The sequence below is a fragment of the Johannesbaptistia floridana genome (genome assembly GCF_057440575.1).
The window spans coordinates 14,793-33,033 of sequence record NZ_JALKVM010000408.1 but is presented as its reverse complement, the minus strand read 5'-3'; the positions used below and the strand labels follow the sequence as shown (position 1 = coordinate 33,033).

At 37.8% G+C, this 18,241-nt stretch carries 10 protein-coding genes; 6 read left to right on the top strand and 4 right to left on the bottom strand.

Going from position 1 to position 18,241, the window contains the following annotated elements:
• The first annotated feature begins 357 nt into the window (after positions 1–357).
• From hpsA to MW688_RS23240, 4 genes are read left to right on the top strand one after another with little or no spacing between them, the layout of a single operon-like run.
• Positions 358–5,166, top strand: a complete 4,809-nt coding sequence (hpsA, locus tag MW688_RS23255) for a hormogonium polysaccharide biosynthesis protein HpsA (RefSeq protein WP_486738396.1) — start codon at positions 358–360, stop codon at positions 5,164–5,166.
• Between the two features lie 30 nt (positions 5,167–5,196).
• On the top strand, positions 5,197–5,949 hold the full coding sequence (locus MW688_RS23250; protein ID WP_486738395.1) for a prepilin-type N-terminal cleavage/methylation domain-containing protein: 753 nt from the start codon (positions 5,197–5,199) through the stop codon (positions 5,947–5,949).
• A gap of 25 nt (positions 5,950–5,974) precedes the next feature.
• Positions 5,975–7,006: a PulJ/GspJ family protein gene (locus tag MW688_RS23245; RefSeq protein ID WP_486738394.1), complete on the top strand. Its 1,032-nt coding sequence runs from the start codon at positions 5,975–5,977 to the stop codon at positions 7,004–7,006.
• A gap of 10 nt (positions 7,007–7,016) precedes the next feature.
• Entirely contained in the window at positions 7,017–7,592 is a 576-nt protein-coding gene (locus MW688_RS23240; protein ID WP_486738393.1) for a pilus assembly FimT family protein, read from the top strand.
• Positions 7,593–7,712: 120 nt separating this feature from the next.
• Here MW688_RS23240 and MW688_RS23235 read toward each other — a convergent pair whose 3' ends face one another.
• Positions 7,713–8,864, bottom strand: coding sequence for a glycoside hydrolase family 10-like protein (locus MW688_RS23235; protein WP_486738392.1), 1,152 nt, complete (start codon positions 8,862–8,864; stop codon positions 7,713–7,715).
• A 98-nt stretch (positions 8,865–8,962) separates the two neighbouring features.
• Between MW688_RS23235 and dnaG the strand changes: the two genes are divergently transcribed.
• Positions 8,963–10,849, top strand: coding sequence for a DNA primase (gene dnaG, locus MW688_RS23230; RefSeq protein ID WP_486738391.1), 1,887 nt, complete (start codon positions 8,963–8,965; stop codon positions 10,847–10,849).
• A gap of 12 nt (positions 10,850–10,861) precedes the next feature.
• On the opposite strand, the gene MW688_RS23225 is transcribed toward dnaG, so the two are convergent.
• The 3 genes from MW688_RS23225 to MW688_RS23215 all read right to left on the bottom strand — a co-directional run bounded on the left by MW688_RS23225 (position 10,862) and on the right by MW688_RS23215 (position 16,695).
• Entirely contained in the window at positions 10,862–11,908 is a 1,047-nt protein-coding gene (locus MW688_RS23225) for a CHAD domain-containing protein (protein WP_486738390.1), read from the bottom strand.
• A gap of 376 nt (positions 11,909–12,284) precedes the next feature.
• A complete protein-coding gene (locus MW688_RS23220; RefSeq protein ID WP_486738389.1) occupies positions 12,285–14,870 on the bottom strand; it encodes a DUF3536 domain-containing protein in 2,586 nt (861 codons plus the stop codon).
• A 565-nt stretch (positions 14,871–15,435) separates the two neighbouring features.
• The gene (locus MW688_RS23215) at positions 15,436–16,695 is read right to left on the bottom strand and encodes a hypothetical protein (protein ID WP_486738388.1); all 1,260 of its coding nucleotides are present in this window, start codon (positions 16,693–16,695) and stop codon (positions 15,436–15,438) included.
• 168 nt (positions 16,696–16,863) lie between these two features.
• Here MW688_RS23215 and MW688_RS23210 point away from each other — a divergent pair, with 168 nt between their 5' ends.
• A complete protein-coding gene (locus MW688_RS23210) occupies positions 16,864–18,234 on the top strand; it encodes a UDP-N-acetylmuramoyl-tripeptide--D-alanyl-D-alanine ligase (protein ID WP_486738387.1) in 1,371 nt (456 codons plus the stop codon).
• Positions 18,235–18,241 lie beyond the last annotated feature (7 nt).

Sequence of the window (18,241 nt, the reverse complement as noted above, 5' to 3'; positions counted from 1 at the left end):
ATCCCAGGAATAGTTGGCGTTTTTGAGTAGAGGAATTTTTTCTCCTTATAGCGCTACGTCCAGGAAACAGGGGACTCCAGAACAGGCAAGAGTTAGACAATACTGGGGTTTCACGACTTTTATCTGTCAAAATCCCTGGGTTGTAATGCTATATGTAGCATGCAATTCAGTAGATATACTGAGTTTTGACCCAGCAAAAAAGCCATATTTAACAAATATTTCTGATAAATCAAGATATTAGAGTCAGTAGATTTTCTGTGGCGACTTGGCTTAGAAACTGTTATTAAAGAAGTAGAAGTAGAGTAACTTTTAAGTAACAAAAATCTAAAATTTACGAAATTTTAGCGGAGAAAGATCATGAGTGGGCCCAAAAAACCCAATTTAATTAATAGATTACTTATGGGAACTAAAAAAAGGAACAGAAAAGGTGAGAAAAGTCAGTCTACTAGTAAATTTACTAGTAAATTTACTAGTAAACTGATTGAAATTTTACTATTGCCCTGGCAAATAATTAAACTAACTCTCACAGAAATTACAATTAAAGTTTCAAGAAGTATAAAAAGATGGCGAAGGGGAAGAAATCCCTTCCCGGGATTTAAAATCCCAGGTTTCAGTCAGTATTGGTTGTTAAAGAGTAGAGGAGTTTCTAACTCAGGATTTCTCTTACCAATGGTAGCGATATTATTGGTAGTATTTTCTTTGGTAGTGGGAGCTTTGTTTTTGCAATCGGTCAATCGAACTACAGAAGTAGCATCAGAGAGAAACGAGCAAGTAGTTTATAATTCGGCTACGGTAGCGATAGATCGCGCTAAAGCTAAAATAGAATATATGTTTAATCAAGATCCTCGTTGGCCTAGAGGGTTACCTGGAGATCAATACATAGAATACATTATGCTGAACGGCGATCCAGTAAATACACCACCTCTGGTTAAGCCAATTGATATAGATCTTAGTAAAAGTGGGTTTCAAGATCCCTACACATTTCCAGATGAAACTCGCCTAGATATCAATAATGATGGTCAAGTAGATAATGCTTGGTCATTTGTTACTGATAGTGACGGCGATGCAGACCTCACTGATGTGGATAATGATGGAGATTTAAGAGAAGATGGAGATATATCCACAGTAGCCTATACAATTCTCACTAGAGTACAAGATAATACGGGGACAATAACAAGAGCTGATCCAGACGCTACCAAAGCTCCAGAGTTGATAGTGAGAAATGGGCCGATTAATATGACTCAAGCAAGTAGTGTGGCTTGTATTCAACCAATTAACAGTGATGAAGGATGGGATGTAATTACTGGTGCCACAGTACGCCGAGCCTTCCAAACTTTTGCAGTAGTCGTAGAAGACAAAGGTACTCAGCGTAACATAGCTACCTTAGAAATGCAGCAGGATCGGCAAGCAGACAAAGGGAATAAATGGGGAGCTTGGTTCCGTAATGACTTAGAGATTTTTCCAGGTCCAGGCTTTAGATGGAATGGAGCAATTCATACAGAAGGAAATTTGATAATTGGGGATAGCGCTCAATTTGAATCGTTTTTGATTAGTGCTCCTGATTCCTGCTTATTTGCCCGGGAAAATTCAGAAATAACCATAGGAGGTAATACTGATGAGACTACCCCTCCATTTTTAGGACAATTTATCAGAGGGTCTCTGAAGAAGAATTCTTATACTGGTGCTTCTACAATTCATGTTCATAAAGCTAATGGTCCTTCCGCAGGAGATAAATATAGGGTAGATGATAGTGCCCACATAGATTCAATCGGGTCAAGTCCTCCACCACCAGAGGCAATATCTTTAGATCCAGTGGTTCTATTCATATCGGACGAAGATAAATCCCGTAATCCAACAGATCCAGAAAATGCAGCAGTAAGAGATAATACCTGGAAAAACCAACCCCTATTTAGAGAAGGAAGAGTATTTAATCGTTCGTCCCAAGCTCCCTACATTGACGATACCTATCGAGCTGATGATCGCTATGGACCTAATCCAAGATATACTCAGTTAATTGATTTAAATGGGAAGAAAAGTGGTCAGAAAATTTTGAATAATGACCCGAATTCCAATGAATTATTAGGTCTCAATGCAATAAATGCAGAATCAAGTGGATTAGATGGTTACTGGGAAAGACGCTCGCGGCTCGAAGGTTTGACAATCATCGTAGGACAAAGATTAGAGTTAGGAAATACCTACGGTTGGGAAGGTGATCAGGATCCTCTATATCCACAAGAGCCAGGTTACTGTCGTAATAATATTGGGTGTCACGAACAAAAACAGTGGCAAACCTTGCGAGATAATTTAGCCGCGGTACAATCAACTATAGTCTATCACAATAGACGTAACGCAAGCGGTGATACAATTTTGGCGGATTTTCCCCTAGCTTGTTTAGCGACAACTGCACACCCAGGGACAAGAATAAATAGGGCGATAAGTGCTACGCGAGGAACTACAGGGAAGAGTATAACATTCAGAAACCTACGAGGTAACATAAATACTAACTTTCTGACAGGTGAAGGGACGAATGGTTGGGAATTTCCCCCTCCAGCTAACGCGGTGACTGATTCAGGATTCAGACCAGAACTAGCGTCGGTAACTCCCTTAAGAACAGCATTAAGAAACTTAGCTAACTTCGCAGGAGATCCATACGGTGCTTTTCCTCCCACTCAAGATAGTGATGATGGAAACAACAGTAATGATGTAATACCAGCTATTGGACCTGTGGTGCATCCTTATCCCATGTTTACTATGTGGGGAGATTATTCCAACCTCCGTAGAGCTATGGATGAGATAGATAGAGGTGTTAGATACGAAAATTTAAGTATCGCCGATAAAGCAACTATCCAAACAGCAAGCTGTACCTTAGGGATGTTAGCTTACAACTTAGATACTGTCGAATCCTTTAACTATACTCAATCGGCAAACCGAGCAGCTATTCTTGACTTAGTGAGAGCGCTAAATGACAGAATTTCAGTTCTAGACTACATTGATGGCTTACCAGGCGGCAGAAGTGCAGCAACAGCAGAAGATTATATTGAGGCGTTGAGAACTTTTCAGCCAACCACAACAGTAAGCGGCAACAGTAAAACTAATGGTCAATTAGCAGAAGTTGCTGAAGCAATTTACTGGAAAGAACAGGTAACTCGCGATCGCCGCTTTGGTTTCTATAACTATAGATCTCCTGATGGAGCAGCTCCTCTCACAGGCTGGTCTTCAACTACTGAAGCAGTAAACTTTGACCCAGCAGAAAACGGTTACTTCGGCCTCGATCCTAATATTGATGCCAACAGAATTCAAAGATTGGCCCGTAGACTCGGACCTTCGGGGCCAAAATTTCCGGCTTTGTTCTATATATTCCCGATATATAGACACAATCATAATGCTACCAATACCGGTATTCCTCTACCTTTAGGTGTCGCTGATATTACTCAACCAAGCACTGAACCATATATTAACGACGGGGTTAATTATGTAGCTAGAATCAACAATGGTGTTAATTACATTCCAGTTAGTCCAAGTAGTATAAGACTTCAGCCTAAGACCCGCGATAGATGGATTCTCCCCTACACTACCAACTCAACAGACCGGGTTAACATCATTAGAGACTTTGTAGGTTTTAGCGTTCCTATTCCGGGAGATAGTGGTACTGAAACAGTTATAGGAATATCTCTACTTGACAAAGGCTTCTTTAATGGGAGAGAAATGATGACAGTACGAGGCTTAGATCTAGATTTAGATTTACTACGTAATGACGAAATCATTGATTCGAGTGGCAATAGTTTCAGAGAAAAATGGCTGCCCTACAGTGGGATCGTCTACGCCTTCCGAGAAGATGCAGTAAGAGAAGATGCTATCGCTCGTCCCACAGCTCCTGGTGGAAATATTTTTAACTGTGGAACCGCAACGGACATAATAGAGCCAAGATGTAGGATGGATGCCGTTAGTACTAACCCATCTGATCCTCCTACAAATTCAGCTAATGGAGTTAGCACTAAACCAGTAGACTTCTATGCAGACCCAGATCGACGGCCCCACGGATTCCGACTGAGAAATGGTGAAGATTTACGACGTCCAGGGGCCCCATCCAATTTACAATTCAGAGGATTATCTTTCATTAGTGATAACCCTGTTTATATTGTCGGTGACAATGCTGCCTTTAATCTACACGCTGATGTTACAACTGGAGCGATGATAGAAGAGTTTACACAACTCTTAGATAGCAATTGGACGAATTTCTACACTCGCACCACCTTGAACCCAAATTTTGCTAAAGCTAACGATAAATGGCGACCAGCAGAAATTATTGCTGATGCTATCACTATAGTTTCTGATAACTTTGTAGACGGCAGTATAGCTGAGGGTATTCGACAAAGGGACGTATCAGGACAAAGATCTTCCTACCGTACTCTCAATGCTCCCAGAGAGCCAGATCGAATGTGGCTCAGAGAAGATGGTTCTGTATCTGATTACAATACTGACGATGATTATGACATTCCCATCAAAATCTCCCGTAATGGCTATCCCCTCTATTGTGTAGAACCAGGGAATGAGGATACAAATATTCCTGAAGATCTGATTCCCAACAGTTGCTTGCGCAACGGTTACGAGCCTCAAGAATATGGCTTAGAAAGGGAGGCTGCACCCAAGGGCTATAGTCGTAGTGCAAATCGCAGCTACGAAAATTTTGATACAGGTAAAGAGAGAATCAATGCACAAAATAATACTCGCATCAACGCTACTATAGTTAGCGGTTTAGTTCCTTCCCGCGCTCGACAATCCTACGGTGGTTTACATAACTTCCCTCGCTTTATAGAAAATTGGGGCGGCGATAACCTGTATATTTCTGGAGCTTTGATTCAATTAAAGTTTAGTGTTTATGCCACTGCTCCCTTTGACCAAGATAGTTGGCATCCAAGACAAAGTCCCGCAGCAAAAGAGCCAATTAATTACTATGGTGCTCCTACAAGACGCTGGGGTTACGATGTAGGATTGCAATACTCACCCTCTGGACCAGTAGCTAGTCGCTTTATTACTCCAAGTAATACCAGAAGTGAATTTTACCGGGAACCTCCAGCAAATGATCCCTATATATGTGCCCTGCGCACAGCCAAACTAGCTAACCGTAATTCAGCAAACATAGATCCCAATACTGGAGACTGTTAATATCAAAAAGTTACTGTGAGGAAAATAAAGATGCAAAAATTCTTGTTGATTTGGTTAAACTTAAGGCAATCACCTCGCACCCCCCTCCGGGGGCGATCCCACTCAGAATCAGGTTTAACCTTAATGGAGAGTATTGTTGTAATTGCTATCATCAGCATAATGGCAGCTCTAACTACTCCCCCTCTGATTCTAGCTATGGCCAGTCGGATTCAGACTCGTCGTACCGAGATGGCTATGGATCTTGCCCAAAAAGAAATTGAACGTGTTCGTCTGATTGTAGATCGTGGTGACTACACCTACTCAAGTATACCGGGAGTAGGAGAAAATAGCGCAGGTACTGCAATTAGGGATATAAAAGAGCTTCCCACGGTAGCCCCCCCGAACAGAATTGTCCTGCTACCTCCTTGTGGTGTACCAATTCAATCTCCTTGTCAAACAGGCCCCCAACACGATAGGGCTTGGTGGTCAGAATCAGGGGAGTTTTTTATCCAAGCCTTCCGAGATATTGGTGTAGATTTAAATCCACCTACTGGCGCTCCTGTTGCCTTTCGTATGGGTGTTAGAGTTTATTCCAAAGCTGCTGAAGAAGATCTCAATCAATTACAAACTCAAATTGCTCCATTGTACCTAACTCAAGGAGCAGGAGAAAGAGCCAAAGTTAGACACAATGGTACTTTCATTACTGCTAAAAATCGTCAGTTTCCTCTAGCGGTAGTTTATGCCGATATGGTGAGAGGGGATTTGGTTGGTACTTTAGAACAATATCGACGATTATTAGAATAACAATATAGAGGGGGAAGAAAGTAAAATGTCCAGAAAGATTAATAAACCTGGAATTTTATGGTGGGTATTGCGGCTAAAGCAAGATAAATATCACCAAAATGCTGGGTTTTCCATCGTTGAGAAAATAGTCAGCTTAGTAATCGCTTCGATTATCACCACTGGTTTAGTTACTATGATTAGTCAACTGGTGCAATATAATCAAAGGGAATCAGCATTTATAGCTACTGAAACTGAAACACAAAAAGCGCTAAACTATATAACAGAAGATTTACGAGAGGCTGTCTACGTTTATCCAGAACATACAAGCACCTTACTAAGTGGGTTACCTAATTTTAGTAATCTTCCCGGTTTAGGTCCCAATACTGAACCCATTCTTATTTTTTGGCGCACAAAAACTATTCCTGAAGATACTCTACCACCAGGTTGTACAACAGGTAATGGGTTTATTTTACCTGAAGAGATAGCTGAATGTAATCTTTTGCTTAATCAGCGTACTATGTACGTCTTAGTAGCTTATTTACAAACCACAGATCCAGATCCCAAGTGGAAAGGAAAATCAAGGATTGTTCGTTATGCTTTACCTAAGTATATAGATCCAAGATTTCTAACTCGTCCTACAGGATATGTTGACCCAGGTAGATTTAATAATTTTGTTACTTGGCCAGAGGATAAGGATGGAATTAATCAGCAAACTGCTGGAATTACAGCCGGTAGACCTAACCCTAATGGTTTTTCACAGCCTAAACCTCAAGTTTTAGCTGATTTTATTGATAGTCCTGACCGCAGTCAATTTCAAGACGCCAGTAACCCCGATTTACCTCTTAGACCTTTTGACTGTGATCAAGGCTATTTACGCACTCCTAGAACTTTTAGTGCCCATAATAGCTTCTTTACCTGTATTAGAGATACCGCAGCAGAACTAGGCACTAATCAAGATATCATTGTGTATTTACGAGGTAACGCTCAAGGAAGAAATGATCTTACTAAAACTACTGAATATATACCAGCTTTAGAAGCCCAAGTAACTCTTAGAGGAGTTATTGATAAGTTTGATTAAAACAAAAACAATGAATATTAAACCTAAATTTCTCTCACCCAAGTCCTCAGGATATACTTTAATTGAAGTGTTAGCTGTAGTAGCTATTGCTTCAGTTGCCCTCGCCATAACTATACCTGGTCTTTTAGTTTTTGTTCAACGTGAAAAATTGAGTACTGCTAGACAAGAATTATATCAGGCAATTCTTAGTACTCAATCTGAGGCAGCCCGACGTAAGCAAAACTGGCAAATATCCATGAGAGAAACTAGTGATGGGGTATTGTGGGCTAAACATCTGGCTTCCACTCCCGTTAATGCAGTCTCTTGGAATAATCTTGGTAAAAATATCGAAATAGACGATATGAATTCTGATTCTTTATCTCAATTTTTTGATGCATCTACTGGGATTACTTATTGGCGATTTCAGTTTGATGATGATGGCAATTTTGTCGAAACTATCCAAAATCAATTGACCAATATTGGTCCTGCTAAAATAACTCTTGAACTATCTAATACTATTGATCAGGCGGATTTTGCTAGAGGATGTATATTCATAGACACAATTATCGGAGCTATGCGACAAGAAAAAAATACTGATTGCAAGTAGGCTAGGTTTACTTGTTGACTCAGAAAATAAGGTGATAAGATGAGGACCTGAAGGCGTGCAACAAAAAAATTTTATCCCTTTTTAAAATTCTTAACAGTGATGTTAAGAGTTTTTTTTCGACTATGAAAACAATTTTTGAAAATTGAGCAACCTCTCCCGAGGATTTTCTGGAGACAAATACCATAAACTCTCGAAAAAGAAGAAAGAAACTCCAGCAAAGTTTTGCTCCCTTACTGTTTCTACTTGTGTTTTAATCGTATTAAAATCTACAGGACGACCTTTTAAACCAGCTAAAATACCAATAGCCACAGGGATATGCGATCGCGCCGCCTTGACTTCTGGTTGTGATAACTCTCTGCTAAAACTATCTAAGTCTTGACGGTAAACTTGTAAAACCAACTCCTCTACTAACCCCTTTTTTTCCCAAGTTGCCCAATCCAAGAGATATTGATTCAGAGAAAATTGCTGAGGATTAGGAGACAGAGAAACAATTGCTTGGGGATTTGCCTGTTTAATTTGAGTGAATAATTTTTCCATATATTCAGTAATCTTTCCTGCACGCCACTGAATCCACTCTGGATTCTGGTAATCTGTAGGAGGACTTTTACCAAAATGTTCTTGTTTATACAATTCAACTGTCAAAGCATCGTAACCAAAATCAGCAGGATAACCAAAATGATCATCTAATTGAATCCCATCTACAGGATAATTACTCACAATCTCTATAATTAAATCACTAATAAATTCTTGCACCTCTGGATGTAGAGGATTTAACCAAACCCGAGGATGAATATTTCCTTCTAACCAAATTTCCCCGCCATCAAGGCGCTGAGTTAACCAATCAGGATAAAGTTTAGCTAATTGAGACTCCGCAGGCGCCATAAATCCAAACTCAAACCAAGGAATAACTCTCATATTTTTAGCCTGTGCCTCTTCGATGATTTCCTGAATTAAGTCTCTTTTTTGTAGTCCTGGAGTAGGGTCTATAGGTATACCTAAACTTTTGTCAGCTACTTGAGAAGGATAAAGAGTATAGCCAGAATTCCATACAGTGGGATAAAGAGTATTAAAATTCAATACTGATAGAGTATTAATAGCGTTAGCGGTTTTATTAGAATCAAATAAAACATCGCTATCGATATTAGTCAGCCACACTCCTCTTAACTCAAAAGCGCTCTTGAGGGTAGAAGAGCTTACCATAGGCAATAGTAAGCTAAAAGTAAAACTAAGTAGTAAAGTAATCCCAAAAACTCTTGTTGTTAATCTTTGCATCAACCTAAACCATCCCAGGCTTTGTTTCCAGTAAAATATAAATTGCTCAACTATTATGCTCTACTTATCTTAACTTTTAATTAAAACATAAGTTTTCGATGAATATACCTCGTTTACACCCTGATACAATTGATGCAGTTAAAGAACAAATAGATATCTTAGACATTGTTGCTGATTATGTAGTTTTACGCAAGCGAGGCAAAAATCATCTGGGTTTATGTCCTTTTCACGAGGAAAAAACCCCCAGTTTCACCGTAAATCCAGCTAAACAACTATATCATTGTTTTGGATGTGGAGCTGGTGGTAACGCTTTTAGCTTCTTGATGGAGTTGGAAAAACGCAGTTTTAGCGAAGTGGTGCTAGAATTAGCCCAAAAATATCAAATTCCTGTACAAACTTTAGAGCCAGAAGCAAAACAAGAGTTAGAAAAACAACTATCAACTAAAGAACAACTTTATTCTATTTTGGCAGTAGCAGCTAACTTTTATCAACACGCTTTGTTTCAACCCCAGGGAGAAACAGCATTAACTTATTTACAAACACAAAGAAAGTTAGAAAAATCAACGATTCAAAGCTTCCAGTTAGGTTATGCACCCGGAGGGTGGGAAACTATCTATCGGTATCTGGTGGATGTGAAGCGTTATCCCGTGAGATTAGTAGAAGATGCAGGTTTAATTAGACAACGTCAATCAGGAGGAGGATATTATGATCGCTTTCGCGATCGCCTGATGATCCCTATTTGCGATCAACTCGGTAGAGTTATCGCCTTTGGTAGTCGCACTTTAACTAATGAGGAGCCTAAATATCTCAACTCTCCTGAAACTCTCTTATTTGACAAAAGTAAAACTCTTTTCGCTCTCGATAAAGCCTACCGCAGTATTGCCAAACAAGACAAAGTAATTATCGTTGAGGGTTATTTTGATGCTATTGCCCTTCATGCTGTGGGTATAGACAATGTAGTTGCCTGTTTAGGCACTGCTTTAACTCAAGCTCACCTCAAAAAAATTCTTCGTTACACTGAATCTAAGGAAGTTATTCTCAATTTTGATGCTGATACTGCGGGAAATCAAGCTACAGAAAGAATAATTGGCGAAATAGCCCCTCTAGTTTACTCTAAACAAGTACAACTTAAAATACTCCATCTACCAGAGGGTAAAGATGCTGATGAATTTTTACAAACCACTGCCAATTCTGCCGATACCTACAGTAAATTATTAACTACTGCCCCCCTATGGTTAGATTGGCAATTGTCTCAATTACTTGAAAATACAGATTTAAAACAGGCAGGTCAATTTCAACAGGTAGCTACTAAAATAGTGGGTTTATTGGCTCAAATCCCCAATTTCGACTTACAGTCTCACTACATCAGCTATTGCTCTGAATTACTTAGTCAAGGTAATCCTCAGTTGATTCGTCTTTATGCGGAAAAGTTACAAAGCCAATTAAAAAAACCGATAACAGGTAAAAATCCGCCATTATTAAATCTAAAAGAATCAAGTAAATTAGAAGAAGCCGAATCTACTCTACTACGTATATATCTCTATCATCCTGAGTATCGAGAACTAATTTATGAGCAACTAGACGAAAAAGACTTAGTATTTATTATTAATGAACATCGAAATTTATGGATAAAAATGGCTGAATTAGCCAAAAAAGAACCTCAAACCACAGATTTAATCGCAAATATTCACGATATCTACTTAAAACAAACTCAAATACCTACAGAAATTAATAAGTTATTAACAGTAGATGAGAAAATCCGTTGGGAAGATAAATATCGCGCACCTTTAGTGATTCAAGCGGCGATCGCCTCTCTAGAAGAAGTAAAATTAGAGAGTATACGCCGCCATTGTTTAGCTAAGTGGCAAAAACTCAATCCCCTCAGCCAAGGGCAAGAAATGGCCGATTTATCTCAAAAATTAGAGGAGACAGAGAGAAAATTGCGAGCTATAGCTAAATTACGTTTAATTGAAAACGAAGGTTGATTAAAATTTGTTTTATCCCACAATCTCTTGTGTTTGGAGGTGTGAATCATCAAAACCTTGATTCTCCTGTCTCATTTCTGAGATGCTAGATATATTTGATTGCTCAAATAATTGATGCAATTCTTGCCTAGTTTCTCCCTTGAGAAACTGCTGCTGTAATTTCTGCCATTCCTGGTATTGCTGAGTGTGAATTTCATTCATTTTTTCCCACAGGGTTGGCATTTGTTGTCGCCAATCTAATTTTAAGGCATCATCCAAAAACTCTGTCAATACAGAAAAGTCTTGTATCTCTCCTAAGACAGTTTGAATATCCTTAATTTGTTTGAGATATTCTTGGTATTTTTCTCCATAAAACTGAGTAAATAACTCTAGTTGATAACGAGCTTTTTTAGCTTCCTTGCGTAGGGAATGTAAATTAGGCGCTTCTAAACTGAGTATCTGAGCAATTTTTTCTTGATCTTCGTCTAAATTTACTTGGAAACTGTTATCTTCTATTTTGACTCCTACTAACCAGCCTGGATGTAGTAATAGTCTAGAAATCTCTGGTAAGAGTAAATCAGCTAAAACTAAATCAATATCCACTTGTCCCAATTTTTGATATGTTGGCTGTTTTAACCAGTTTTCTAAGGCTTCTTTAAGCTTTTGATACTTACTACCTTCCAGGGTTTTTTTGACGTTTTTAAAGGCTTTATTCCTTCTCTTAGTTAATGTTTTGAGGGCTTGAGTTAAAATTTTTTGCTCATTTTCTGGCAGTGATTCTAAATAGGTTTTTTCAAGAGTCTCTTGTAACACATCTATATCTCTTAACTCTCCTAAATCCCTTCCTATTTTACCTATTTTCTGATTGCCACCTGCTTTTGGTAATTCAATGGCTGGGGCAAATCCGGCGATGGCACTTCTTAACCTTCTGATTCCTACCCGCATTTGATGCAGTTCTTCGGTAGCTGTATCCTTAACTACATTTTCTTCGTGATTCAATATTTTATTGTAGTGTTTCTCAATGGCGATATATGCCCAATCGCTAAAGCTGTTAGCTCGTGTTACCGAATTGTTTGTCATTTATGTACATACCATAACTTTCTTTGGTTCTTTATTGATCTTAGTATAAATTTCTGCTTAGGTTAAGATTAGGTTAAGAAAAGTTTAGCTCAGAACTTGCATCTTTACCTCACATCAAAGCATCAAAACCCAAATGTTACTGGTGGATGAATAATGAGTTTTGAAGTAATGAGTTTTGAAGTAATGCGATCGCGCTTAAAAATTGGTTGACACTCAAGGCATATTCAGTATTTTTGTTCTCCTGATGCTTTTCTTAAACGAAAGTGTAAAATAATAATTCATAGCAAAGTTTAGCCAATAAAAATTACTTAGTACATTTGTACTAAGTAAAGAGCTAAGTTAAACCCGAAATTTGCTGACTAAACCTAGGTAACAACTATAACTTAACAAAAGGACTAATATCTACAGCTAACTTTTGTCCAAGTCGGAGTATAGTATTTAGTTGACTTGGTTGCCAAGGGCAAGCACTGGCACCATTACCATTAACTCCATGATTATTTTCAAAACAAATAGGGGCAATTCGTTGATGGAGACAGCGATGATAGATTTCCTGGGCTCTATCTATAGATAAACCTAAGTTTAAATTTTCGCTAACATCGAGCATTTTCTCTAAAAGCTCTAAATCCTCGTTTAAATCTTCAATATTTTCATAGTTGAGGATTTTGCGCAGAGTTTTTACAATTAAATCAGCAAAAAGTTGTTTATGTCTTGGGGGAATCTTGAGGGCACATTGAAGATTGTTAGCTTCAGCGGCGACTACTTCTAATTCTGTAAGATAGCTATTCATTTTTTGGCGATCGCCTATAGCTGTTTCTAGAGAATTAATCATGTTAAAGCAACGGTTAGACAGAGCGATTTCCGCGGCTACTTGTAATTCTATGGGCACCGGCAATTCATCTCGTTGAAAAGCTACTAATATCCCGTAATTATCCCGATACACTTGAGTATAGAGCTGATCCAAACGTTTTTTAGTTTTTGTGGTTAACAACTCCATAATTTTGTGTCTTTCTTCGGCGAATAAATTTTGTAAATCAAAGGTTTTTTGTCCGAATAAATCAGTCATTACTAGAATCATTTTTGCGGAGTTAGCTTGTTTTAGCAGTTCAAATAATTGAATTTTTAACTGACTATAAGCATTTCTGTTATCAAACTGCTGAATACAACAGTGAAAATCCCAGCCTCCCAGGTGTAAAACCCCAAAGGTGTAATGATTGCTTTCCCAGGTAACTTTTGATACTAGTCGAATTTGTCCTACTGCTAAAGTTAATGAACCTATTTGTTGCTTTTCATAGTCTAACTGTTCGATTTGATAACAGTAAACTTGGGACTCTACTGGGCGATTCATTAGTAGTGAACTAATTGCGTAATGGGCGGCTACTTGTTCAAAACCAATTTGTGCTGATCTTACTAGTTGGTCATAAACTCTAGAAGCGTCGCCGAATATTTCTACATTACTAGGTGCCAATACTAGGAGATCGCGAAATTCTTTTTCTAATTGTATTCCTGTCACTTCTCCTGCTAATTCCATTGCCCTAGCGGCGTAGCGCAGAATTTGCACTCCTTCGGGACGAGAAATCTCTTCAAAAAACCAGCCACAACTCGTATACATCAGCAGTGTATGTCGTTGCATTTCCAGAAGACGTAAAGCATCTACTTCTTCTGCGGGTGTAAAAGGGTGTACTTGGTGACGGGATAGAAATTGCTTGACTACAGAGCGATCCCTGTCTAAAATCACCTCAATATATTCATCTCTAGCTAACCAGGGATCTTTAAAAAACTTGCTTCCTACTTCAAGATAAATTTTTGCTAGTTTATCTCTTAACCAATTTAAACTATCTCGTAGGGGGCGGCGCCATTTTTGATTCCACAAGCCTCCTCCTCCACAACCACAGTCATCTTGCCAGCGATCTACTCCATGGGAGCAACTCCAGGCGGTTACTGGTTTTAATACTATTTCCCATTTAGGGGGATGAATGCTGAGATAGTGAGCATAATTAGTTACTGTCCAACCCTTAGCGGGAAATTCTTTAGTAAAGGCATAGGCGATACATTTTTCTGTATTACGTTTATGATGTCCAAAAGTCTCCCCGTCTGTGGCTACACTCAGTATTTGGGCGCTGCGATGATCTCCTTTGATTGCTTGAGATATTCTTGCCGCGAATATTTGAGAACTATTGAGTACGTCATTGAAGCCTAGATCCCTAGAAATGGGACCATCGTAAACAAAAATATCTATATAACGTCCGTCTGGTAAAAAGCATCGATAGGGACGGGTGGGATCTATTTGTCCTCCACCTACTTCTATCCATTGGGGATCTGGGTTATCTTCATCGGCAATAGGGCGACAACGTTCCGCTTGGGATGGTGCAATTATTGTAAATTTGATCCCCTCATCTACTAATGCTTCTAGAGTTGGGTAGTCCACTGCTGTTTCTGCTAACCAGATGCCTTCTGGATCTCTTTCAAAACGATGTTTGAAGTCTTGTTTCGCCCAACGAATTTGAGTGTATTTATCTCTTTTGTTGGCTAGGGGTAAGATAATATGATTATAAACTTGAGCGATCGCATTCCCATGTCCATTTAAACGTTCTTGACTCAGTTTATCTGCTTCTATAATTTTTTCATATACTTCTAAATCATAGTTTTCTAACCATGACATCAAAGTTGGACCTATATTAAAACTTAAATATTCAAAGTTGTTTACAATATCAATTACTTCTCCTTGGTCATTTAGAATACGTGCAAAGGCATTTGGTCGATAACATTCTTCATATATTCTTTCATTCCAATCGTGCGCCGGATATGCACTTGGTTGTCTTTCGATTGTATTTAAATAGGGATTCTCCCTTGGTGGTTGATAAAAATGACCGTGAACTGTTACGTATACTCCTGGTTTTGTTTTTCCTGATTTTCCCTTTTTTTCTCTATTTTTCTCAGAAATTTTTTCGCTAGTTAAAATCATATATTTTTTGTTTTCTCTATATTGATTAGGGCTAATTTTCGATTTTTATTTAACTGAAAATAGTCAAGAATAGAGTTTAACATTCTCCCTTTTGGGTTTTTTGCGATTATCCCTTTGTACTTTGTACTCTTTTTATATCTAAACAATCATAGAGTTCTTCATGGCTAGGGTGATGTGCTTTTTCCTATTCTTTACCTTCTCAGACAATATTAATCAAAGTTGGTTTACTGGATGATTTCTACTTTTAGCTTAGATAACCAATCTTATCTTAGTCAGCTTTTTGTTTAATATCTGTTTAATCTAAACTATTTCTAAGCTCATTCTAGCAAACAAATCTAATTTTATGCTTAAATTTTACCTAATCTGCTTTTCAATCCCGGGATCTCCCACTGTATCCTTGTTTCAAAAAGTTCTTGTTTGTTTACTTAATTGGCTAGCTTTTGATTTCTCCTGAATTTCCCAATATATCTTAATCTTTTTTTTAGATTTCGACCCTAATTTTTGGCTCTTTCTCAAGGAATGAACTAGACCTGAGGCCATTACTTTATTACTATAGATTATCTTTTTACATTATCTGTCTTAGGAAAGATAAATCAGCATTACCATAGTTAACACTGAAGGCTATATGGGTATTTTCTAATGCCCTTACTAACCAAGGTACACCTTGTCTGGTAAAAGATTCGTAGTGATTAAATAAAATCGAAAAGCGTTTTTCTAAATGTGGTTTTACTTTATGACAAATTAACACTAGTTTTAATAATAGTCCCACTGTGGAAGTTGCCCCCAAGTTAGTGATTAAATCCATAAACACATAATGACTCGGATTTTGATAACTTTCTACTACTAAAAAGTTTAATAGTTGACTGGTTGTCCTGAGAATTATGAATTCATCGGGTTTTTTGTCATCGCAATGAGGTAAAGTTGTCTGAATTTTTTTGTATAATTTTTCATTAAATTTATGTCTTCCGTATTTAGGATCTATAGTAGGAATTAAATATTGATACAATTCATCTTTAAAATCTTTATAGTTTTTTATTTGATTAGTATGACTTATAAATGATTGTGAAATGTCACGATAGGTATAGCCCCCTTCTACGGCACCTACAAACTGTTTTAAAGCTATCCCTAATTCCCTGTCAGTTAACAATGTTGGGTTTTGTACTGGTTTAATCAGTGTTGAACTCGGCTGACTTATGGGAGATTTTTTCTCTTTTTGTGCTTTTCTTATTTTATATGTTACGTATTTCGATAAATCTACTTCAAATTTTTCTTGAATTCTACACTGAATTGATTTGACTATTTTTTGATCTTCATAATTACTATCATCCGATAACAGATAGTGTTGATACAGATATGGATAACGATTTATTAAATTTCCTACATAAGTAGTGTCTTTTCCTTCATTTACTACTTTTGCTAAGCGCTGCAATCTTAAATAGTGGTCTGTTTTAGTAAATTTTATTACTAACTCCCTCAACCGCGCCGATGTGGTTGAATAAGTACTTGTAGCTGGTGCTAAATGGGCAAATAAATCCACCAGGATAGGAATCGCCTGTTGAAAATTCGCGTGCATTTGCCAGCGATTAATTAGAATATGACAGCACCGATTAAGTATATAGTTAAATTGTTGTTCTCCTTTTCTTGAGTTTACTATTCTAGCTAGAGCTGAACGTACCTTATGATCTTCGTAATCTTTTCCTTTGATAAATAGATTACGAAATCCCTCAATCACTACTTCTGGGGATTTCTGTTGCACAGATTGAAGCAGGTGATCGTATAATATTTGTTCCTCTCTGGTCGTTTCTTGGAGGAAACTATCTTTCACTGATGTAACCACCTCATTAACCCGTCCTTAATATGTTTATTTATTTTAAAACATTACCTAAGGTTTTTTATAATATAACATAGTCATCAAAAAAGAGTACTCAGGTTTCTTACTCAAAAAATCTTTGATACATTTGAACTTTTATATATTTACTTTTGAATTTCTTCCATGTTTTCACATATTTCTGTAGAGCAACTCAGTGAAATTATCAAGCCTATTGATCTCATTAGTTCAGTGAATTGTACTAAATTTCTTATTCAGGGGATTTCCACAGACACTAGAACTATAAGGCCAAAAGAGGTGTTTATTGCCTTAAAAAGTAATAATTTTGACGGACATGATTTTATAGAAATGGCTTTAGCCAAAGGAGCGATCGCTTTAGTGGTAGATTCTGATTCTTACGTAAATTCATCTAGTAAAATTCCCATACTTGTTGTCAAAAATACTTTAATTGCTTATCAACAAGTTGCCCACTGGTGGAGAAATCAGTTTAATATTCCCATCATTGGCATTACAGGATCAGTTGGTAAAACCACAACTAAAGAATTAACTGCTGCTATTTTAGCAACTCAAGGAGAGGTTCTCAAAACTCAATCTAACCATAACAATGAGATTGGAGTACCCTTAACCTTACTAGGGCTTGAAGCTAGTCATAATTATGCTGTCATTGAGATGGCTATGCGAGCCCGGGGAGAAATTGCTCTTTTGACAGAAATAGCTAGACCAACAATTGGTCTCATTACTAATGTGGGCACTGCACATATTGGCAGACTTGGTTCCGTAGAAGCTATCGCTGAGGCTAAATGTGAATTGTTGGCGAATATGCCTAGGGATGGAGTCGCCATACTTAATCATGACAACTCTAGACTCATAGAAACGGCACAGAAGTTTTGGTCGGGTAAAACGGTGACTTTTGGGTTAGAGGGAGGTGATGTTTGGGGTAAACTGAAAGATAAACAGACAATAATTGTTGATCACCAAGAATTTCCTTTACCTTTGCCTGGAGATCACAATGCTCTCAACTACTTGGGAGCGATCGCCGTCGCCAAAGTTTTAGGAATAAACTTAAGCAACTTACAATCCAATCTTGATTTTAGTATACCCACAGGCAGGGCTAAAACCTATCATCTAGACTCTGATATTTTATTGTTAGATGAAACTTATAATGCTGCTTTAGAATCAATGAAAGCGGCTTTAGAGCTGCTAAAAGCTACTGAGGGTCAACGTCATTTCGCAATTTTGGGAGAAATGAAGGAATTAGGAGATTATAGCCCTAATTTTCATTTTCAAGTTGGCGAAAAAGTTAAACAATTAGAGATAGAATATCTTCTACTATTACAAGGTGAAGGGTTAATTGAAGAACTGGCAAAGGGTGCAGAGGGTGTGACTACAGAAATTTTTACTAACCATACCCAGTTATACCAACGTTTATTAGAATTGATTCAACCGGGAGATCGCTTGTTGTTTAAAGCTTCTCGCTCTGTACAATTAGATTTAGTTGTTAAACAATTATTACAACATCATTCAAAAACTATATAGTTAATAA